Source organism: Bradyrhizobium sp. P2_E8, from assembly GCF_056403875.1.
In genome coordinates, this window is sequence record NZ_JBFUES010000342.1 from 1 (window position 1) to 7,047 (window position 7,047).

Annotated in this window: 6 protein-coding genes and 1 tRNA gene; 3 read left to right on the forward strand and 4 right to left on the reverse strand. The window is 61.8% G+C overall.

What is annotated here, in order from left to right; all coding sequences use genetic code 11:
- Both AC1D00_RS19665 and AC1D00_RS19670 read right to left on the reverse strand, forming a co-directional pair.
- Window positions 1–610, reverse strand: a 610-nt coding sequence (locus tag AC1D00_RS19665) for a hypothetical protein (protein WP_477011807.1), incomplete at its 3' end; no start/stop codon positions are given.
- Between the two features lie 82 nt (window positions 611–692).
- Window positions 693–1,184, reverse strand: a complete 492-nt coding sequence (locus tag AC1D00_RS19670; RefSeq protein WP_477011808.1) for a hypothetical protein — start codon at window positions 1,182–1,184, stop codon at window positions 693–695.
- Window positions 1,185–1,646: 462 nt separating this feature from the next.
- Here AC1D00_RS19670 and AC1D00_RS19675 point away from each other — a divergent pair, with 462 nt between their 5' ends.
- Both AC1D00_RS19675 and AC1D00_RS19680 read left to right on the forward strand, forming a co-directional pair.
- Window positions 1,647–2,288: a DUF5343 domain-containing protein gene (locus AC1D00_RS19675; RefSeq protein ID WP_477011809.1), complete on the forward strand. Its 642-nt coding sequence runs from the start codon at window positions 1,647–1,649 to the stop codon at window positions 2,286–2,288.
- 2 nt (window positions 2,289–2,290) lie between these two features.
- The gene (locus tag AC1D00_RS19680; protein ID WP_477011810.1) at window positions 2,291–2,806 is read left to right on the forward strand and encodes a hypothetical protein; all 516 of its coding nucleotides are present in this window, start codon (window positions 2,291–2,293) and stop codon (window positions 2,804–2,806) included.
- Between the two features lie 86 nt (window positions 2,807–2,892).
- Here AC1D00_RS19680 and AC1D00_RS19685 read toward each other — a convergent pair.
- A tRNA-His gene (locus tag AC1D00_RS19685) sits at window positions 2,893–2,969 on the reverse strand.
- Window positions 2,970–3,232: 263 nt separating this feature from the next.
- Complete coding sequence (locus tag AC1D00_RS19690; RefSeq protein ID WP_135176581.1) at window positions 3,233–3,667, reverse strand: phasin; 435 nt, start codon at window positions 3,665–3,667, stop codon at window positions 3,233–3,235.
- A gap of 619 nt (window positions 3,668–4,286) precedes the next feature.
- Between AC1D00_RS19690 and AC1D00_RS19695 the strand changes: the two genes are divergently transcribed.
- Window positions 4,287–7,047 (forward strand): PAS domain-containing protein (locus AC1D00_RS19695; protein ID WP_477011811.1); only part of this gene is annotated, 2,761 nt, incomplete at its 3' end.

Genomic DNA, 7,047 nt, shown 5'->3' on the forward strand with positions numbered 1-7,047 from the left:
GTGTGGCTTTCAACTGTAGAAATACTGCTTTATACACGCCGTATTCGAGGTCGCCGGATATTTGCTTCAGCATCATGAATGGATACCCGCGCTTTGGGGCATGTCCGGGCTGGAATGCCATGAGCGTTCGGCCCTGTGCATCCTTGGAGAAATTCAGTAACGCATCCGGGATTGTAGCGACTTCTAGGTGATCATGCTTTGCCAAGTTTACGAGCGTTGCCAGTTCTGGAAGCCATGCGTTCTTATCGTCTGAAAACTGTTGGAAGCTCTTGAAGACGTCCACGGCTGTGGCCGACGCAGCCGCAACACCAGGCATGTTGCGGTTCATTAGTGACAAGAAGTCTGTAGGGCTGGCTCCTTCCCGAGCAATTGGGAAGTAAATCTGAGTGAGAGTACCCCCGCCAGTTAGATTGATCCAGACCTGCTGCGCACAGTAATCAAGAGCTGCCCGCAGATGTTCCAATAGCTCCTTGACGACGATTTGCATTTCATCGGGTATGGCCTCGGCGTSCATCGCGTCTTCATAGCGGTCCCCATGATCGTCTCCGATCCAGTTTTGATGTGTGCGGGCTCGTGAAACAAGAGCCTTAGCCATTGAGAAGCGTTGCATGATTTATCTTTTTATCGCTTGATAGGAACACTCAAGGTCGGGTCTTGATCAAGCGAAAGACCTAGTTCGAATGCGCGACGCTTCAATGTAAGCCGCCGTGAAGTTCGAGCACCTTCATCAAGACATTGTTTGCATGATTAAAATTATCGAGCTGACCCGCCAGCAAGTATTCCCATTTCACGCCGTGAAATAGGTTATTGCGGTATCGATAGACTATGATGAGCACCACCGCTAACACCGATCGTGGATCATTGTCCGAGCCGTCCAGCACGCTTCGGACTAGAGGCGAGCGGTCGGGACGTTGAAGCCGCAATCCCTCGTAATGGTGCGAGAAGTGACCGTTGGGGTAATAGCGGCTCCTGAAATAGACCAGTTCCGGTTCAAAAATCTCAGCTTGCAGCGTTCCTGTATCGTGCCACGTGCCAACTGCAGCACAGATGGCGCGCGCGCTAGCATTGGTGCTCAGAATCCGACATTCGAACAGGCCCCAGAGAAGTGAGAAGTCAGTAATAGCATCCTGCTCCGCCTGAGAGAGGTCGTCGAAACCGGGCGCATTGGCTCTAAGCCAGTTCATTGCGTGAGACATGTCGTGAGGTTAGCGCGAATTTAGCGCGCCCAGAATGCTCATCAATTGAGTACTCGATAATAGCGATTTCGACGATCCGCTGGAATGCATACTGACTCGCTGTGGATTGCCAAGACGGGGGACCCTCGAACGCCTTTGCCGATTATTGAATTCCAAGCGGGGACTTGTCCGGATGATCGTCAAGCCAAATGTTTCCCTCTCAGAACACTCCTGCTGATGACGTCAACGGCACGATAATACTCCAGCTTGAGCGACCCGCGGACGGCAGCACGGTCTAAGGCGCCTCGTCCTCGCTGCGCAACCTCGCAGCTCAGCTTCATTCAATCAGTCCAAGAATGTATATACGATCGAGCACAATTTACACTGGATACTCCCTGAAGATAACTACCGTTACCATTGCGACTCAGCTGCTAGTTGTATCTTATTGATCGTTTTTTGAAGGATTGGACCATGGCTGAATATGCGTACACCACCGTCACGGGGAAAATCAAAGAGCTGCTACAAAAAATTCGGACCACAGGCAGACCGGCTAAGTTCACTGTGGCGCATCTCAAGACTCTTGGATTTACTTCGAGCAACGATACGACCTTGATCGGTGTGTTGAAATTCATAGGCTTCATCGACAGCAGCAACATTCCGACTTCGCTATGGAACGAGTATCGGGGTGCGCACCACAAAACAGTTTTGGCTAAGGCAATTCGAACAGGCTATGCGGACTTGTTTGCAGTTTATCCAGATGCAAATGCCAGACCCAACACAGACTTGGCTCACGTGTTCAGCACTAGTTCATCCGCCGGTGCACAAGTCATTAATAAGACGATCGCGACTTTTAAGGCTCTCGTTGAAGAAGCTGACTTCTCGTCCGATTCATCTCCCACGGAAACCAGCCTGCACTCAGGTCCTCTACATCAACCTGCTGCGGCAGGAGCACCCCGGCCCATACCGCCAAGCTTCCAGACGGGGGGAGCACGAAATCCGGAGGTCCACATAGACATTCAAGTCCACATCTCCCCCGACTCGTCTTACGACCAAATTGATAAGATCTTCGAGAGCATGGCTAAGCATCTATACGGACCTAAGCCCGCCGCCTGATCATGTCATCAACGCGAAATATCATCGCGGTCGCCAAGGCCATCAGCGCGGTGGTGGTCTCCGATCTCGGGCCTCCTGAAGAAGGGGCACCCGCTGGAACGCAGCAGGTGATAAGTATGGCCCTCGTTCGAGACACTCGCGGCTACATCAGCAAGATCGCGAACCAGATCAATGGGGCATACGAGCACGGCTGGTACGACGCATGCGCTGTGATGATCCGCCGACTCATCGAAACGCTCATCATCGAGTGCTTTGAGAAGCACAACATCGCCGGGAAGATCAAAAACGCGAAGGGCGATTTTCTCTACCTTAGGGACTTAATCGACATAACCGTGAAGGAAACGGCCTTTAATCTAGGGCGCAATACAAAGACTATCCTTCCCAAGATTAAAGAGATTGGCGATAAATCGGCTCACAGCCGATACTACGTCGCACTCCGGGGAGATATTCAGCCGCATATCTCGGACGTCCGCACAGTCATTCAGGAACTGCTGTTCGTGAGTGGCTTGAAGAAATAGAGACGCCACGCGGCGCAGCGGTCAGGGCGCGCGTTGCGGATGCTTAAAATCGATATCCAAGGACGAAGGCAAAATATTGATCCCGCTGGTACAGTTGGGTGGGCTCGAACCACCGACCTCCTGTTCCACAGACAGGCGCTCTAACCAACTGAGCTACAACTGCATCCTTGCGAGCCGCCTTGGGCGCCTGGACAGGCCGGTACCGAGGGGGGCTGGACGGGGCGGAAACTAGGTGCAACGGCCGTTTTTGGCAAGGCCGCAAACGGGCGGAATCCACCCTCAAACAACGTTATTTCCAAAGGAAAACCCGGGCCTGGGCCCGGGTTTCTTATTATTTGGGCATGATCTTATCGGAAAACCGCTGCGCACTTTGCGCCGCGCGGCCCTTCGGGTCCGGATCAGGCCCTATCAAACCGGCCCGATCGCTCAGGCGGCGGGCGGGTAGAGCTTTGCGGCGTTGGCCTTGATCGGCTCGGCGGCGGCGGTTGCGGCGCGCTGGGCGATCTCGGCGAGCTCCTTGGCCTGGGCCTGGAAGGTCTCGAGCTGCTTCTTGGAATGGCCCGTCCACAGCGCGAACGCATCCGACGGCGACTTCACGCCGAGCAGCTCCTGGGTGAAGTCCAGATGGGCCGTGGTGTTGGCCTTCATGAACTCCATCAACTTGGCGGTGTACTCGTTCGCGCCCTTGCTGGCGGACGAGAACACGGCCTCGATGGTGCCGTTATGGCTTTCGGCCGCGTCCTTGAACTTGGCGTAGCTCTCACGGGCCTGCGAAACGCCCTTTTCGGCGAACGCACGCATCTGCTCGGGAACCTCGAACGGGATGATCGAGGCAGAGAATGGATCAGTCGCACCTGTCATGGTCGTCCCTCACGCTTATGAAAAAAATGGAGTGAGCCTTCTGGCGCGCCCGCCGGCCAACCGGGGCCCTTCTGTTGGCGGGTACGAAGTCTGGATACGCGTAACGAAAAAGATGGCTCGTCCAACGCCCAGCAGTATCACTGGGTAACATGTCAACATTGTGCAGCGCAACGCGATCCGGGGTGCACAGGAAAAATTTAATCCCGGAGAGGATGAGGTTCCTGCCTGAGGGAACCCATGGTTGAGGTCGTCATTCCGGGGCCGGAGCGGAGCGAGGGAGCCCGGAAGCCATCGGGCTACGGAGATTGCAGGGACATGGATTCCGGGCTCGCGCCGAGGGGCGCGCCCCGGAATGACGGAGGGGCTCGCGTGTTTCGGCCGGGCCGCATCCATCGCCGCGCGGCTGACGATCGGGCTCCCCCGCGAATCCTGCGGATGCAGCGCCCCCGCGGCTTGCGGGTCTGGCCGGATTAAGGTTATCGCGGCTTTAGGGCCTTCCCCGTAGGCTGGGGCCRTGGACCTGCCCGCGCCTGCGCGCGATACTAACCCTTTCTTAAGGCTGTCATTCCCGGCAGCCCTGAGGCCAGACGCGTGTCAGCGAGTACCTAAAGCCGGTTGGATGAGTCATTCGGATTTCCAGTTGCGAGGCGTGGGCGATCCCCGGCTGGCCGTGCATGCGACGTCCCCGCTGCCCGCGTGGCTCTGGTCGGTCGACGGCACGCGCGTGCTGTGGGCCAATCCGGTCGGCGCAAAATTCTTCGGCGCGGCCCATGCCGCAGCGCTGGCGGACAAGGTTTTCGGCCCGGCTGACAGCCATCGCCGCCAGGTCGCCCGGCTCGCCCGCCAGCTGCCGGCGAACGGCACGGTGCGGCTCGAACGGCTGCGCGGCTTCGGTGCCCGGCTCGGCATGCTGATGACCTGCGCCTGCACACGGCTGAGCTTCGCCGATGGCGGCCAGGCCGTGCTCGTCACCGCGATGGATCCATCGGTGCGCACCATGCCGCTGGTCGAGCGCCTGCATCGCCTCGTCGCGGGCGCCAGGATGCCGATGGCGGCGTTCGCGCCCGACGGAATGTTCGTCGGCGCCAGCGAAGCGGCCCGCGCCCTGCTCGGCTTTCGTGATCTCGGCGAAGCCGGACTCGAACAGGCCCGCAGCGATGCGCTTCGCAGCGGCCGCGCCGAGACGCCGATCGGCATCGGCCAGATGGTGCTGCAACGGGTTGGGCTCGGGGCCGATATCGGCCTGGTCGCGCTGATCGAGCCGGCCGCCGCGCAAGCGGCAGCGGCGAGCGATGCCGCGCCGGTGGCAGCGGCGAGCGATGCCACGCCGGCGGCATCCGCGCCCGAGAGCACGCCAGTCGTAACACCCGCGGCGCCGGCTCAATCCACGCCGCAAGCCGCCGAGGCGCCGAACGCGCCGCCGCCGAGCGACGCGCCGGTCACCATCGCATTCTTCGACGCCTTCGCCGAGCCGGCCGAAACGCCCGTGCCAGCCGCGACGGTCGCCGAGCTGCCCGCGCAAGAGGCGGCGCCGGAGATCGCAGCAGCCCTGCAAGCCGTCGACGAAGCGGTCCAAGAGACTGTCCAAGAACCGGACGACGCCGCGCCCAAAACTCCGGTCGAAAACCACCCCCAAGCCATTGTGTCGCCGCAGGCCGCGCCGATCACATCCGGCATGGTCGAGCCGCCGTCGGGTCCCACAGAGACGCCCGCGCCGCATCAGCATCCGCTGCGCTTCCTCTGGCAGATGGATGCAGAGGGCCGCTTTGTGCTCGCAACCGGCGAGTTCATCCGCCTGATGGGCGCGCGCACGGCCGCCGGCTTCGGCCGCCCCTGGCGCGAGATCGCCGAGCAATTCTCGCTCGACCCGGAGGGACGCGTGGCGCAGGCGCTGGCCAGCCACGACACCTGGGCCGGGATCACCGTGAACTGGCCGGCCGATGGCGGCGAGCATCTGCCGGTCGAGCTCGCGGGCCTGCCGGTCTACGACCACGCGCGCAATTTCGCCGGCTTCAAGGGCTTTGGCGTCTGCCGCGATCTCGACGGCCTCAACCGGCTCGATGCGCTCCGGCGTTTCGAGCAGCTCGCCGAACCGCACGCGCAGCACCGCCTGCCCGCCGACATTGTCGAGCCCGAGCCCGAGCCGGAGCCCGTGGCAGAGGCGCCGCCTCCGCCGGCCGAGCCGCCCGCACCTGAGCCTGAGCCCACGCCTGAGCCTGAGCCCGCACCTGAAGCTGAACTGCCCGCACCCGACGCGACTTCACACCCAACCGATCCGGAAACGCCAGTGGAAACGCCCCCCAACGTCGTGCCGTTCCGCCCGCCCGGCGATGCCAGATCGCCGACGCTGACGCCGATCGAGAACAGCGCGTTCAACGAGCTCGCCCGGCAATTGTCCGAGCGCCTCGAACGCGAGCGGGAGACGATCTCCGCCAGCGCGACCGCGCCTGCGGCGGAGACCGCACCCGAACCGCCGATCGAGGCGCCGGAGGCGCCGCACACGCCGGCCGAATGGCTGACCGAGCCGGCGCCGCCGGCGCGCGGCCACAGCATGCGCGACCGCGCGCTGCTCGACCTGCTGCCGACGGGCATTTTGATCTATCGCCTCGACCGCCTGCTCTACGCCAACCCGGCATTCCTCGCGCGCATGGGCCATGCCAGCGTGAGCGCGCTGGAGCATGCCGGCGGGCTCGATGCGCTCTATGTCGAGCCGGGCGTGTCGACCGCCAGCAGCACCTCGCAAGGCGGCACGCCGGTGACGATCAGCGCGACGCTTGCCAATGGCGAGGAGCCGCTGCCGACCACCGAGGCGCATCTGCACACGATCGACTGGGACGGCGAGAGCGCGCATGCGCTGATCTGCGCGCTGCCCAATCCTGTACCTGTTGCGGCTGCGCCCGCGGTTGCCGAGCCTGTCGTCGCGCCGCCCGTTGCCGCCGAGCCCGTTGCCGCCGCGCCTCTTGTCGCCGAGCCTCTTGTCGAGGAGTCCTTCCCCTACGCCTCCGAGCTCGAGTCCCAGGCCGGCGATGCCGACGCCGAGGATCTCGCCGCGATCCTCGACACCACCGCCGAGGGCATCGTGATGTTCGATGCCGAAGGCAACATCCACGTCTGCAACCGCAGCGCCGAGGCGCTGTTCGGCTACGACGGCGAAGCGCTGCTCGAGCAGAATTTGGTGACGCTGTTCGCGCCGGAGAGCCAGCAGGTCGTCGCCGACTATCTCGAAAGCATCAAGAGCCAGGACATTTCGAGCCTGCTCGACCACGGCCGCGAGGTGCTGGGGCGCGAGAAGAAGGGCGGCGTCATTCCGCTCGCGATGATCATGGGCCGCACCAGGCCCGACGGCCCGAACTTCTTCGCCGTGTTCCGCGACCTCTCCC

What these genes read in the sequence shown, in the direction of transcription:
- AC1D00_RS19670 (WP_477011808.1), bottom strand. Translation starts at nt 1,184, where the DNA reads ATGAACTGGCTTAGAGCCAATGCGCCCGGTTTCGACGACCTCTCTCAG.
- AC1D00_RS19675 (WP_477011809.1), top strand. Translation starts at nt 1,647, where the DNA reads ATGGCTGAATATGCGTACACCACCGTCACGGGGAAAATCAAAGAGCTG.
- AC1D00_RS19680 (WP_477011810.1), top strand. Translation starts at nt 2,291, where the DNA reads ATGTCATCAACGCGAAATATCATCGCGGTCGCCAAGGCCATCAGCGCG.
- AC1D00_RS19690 (WP_135176581.1), bottom strand. Translation starts at nt 3,667, where the DNA reads ATGACAGGTGCGACTGATCCATTCTCTGCCTCGATCATCCCGTTCGAG.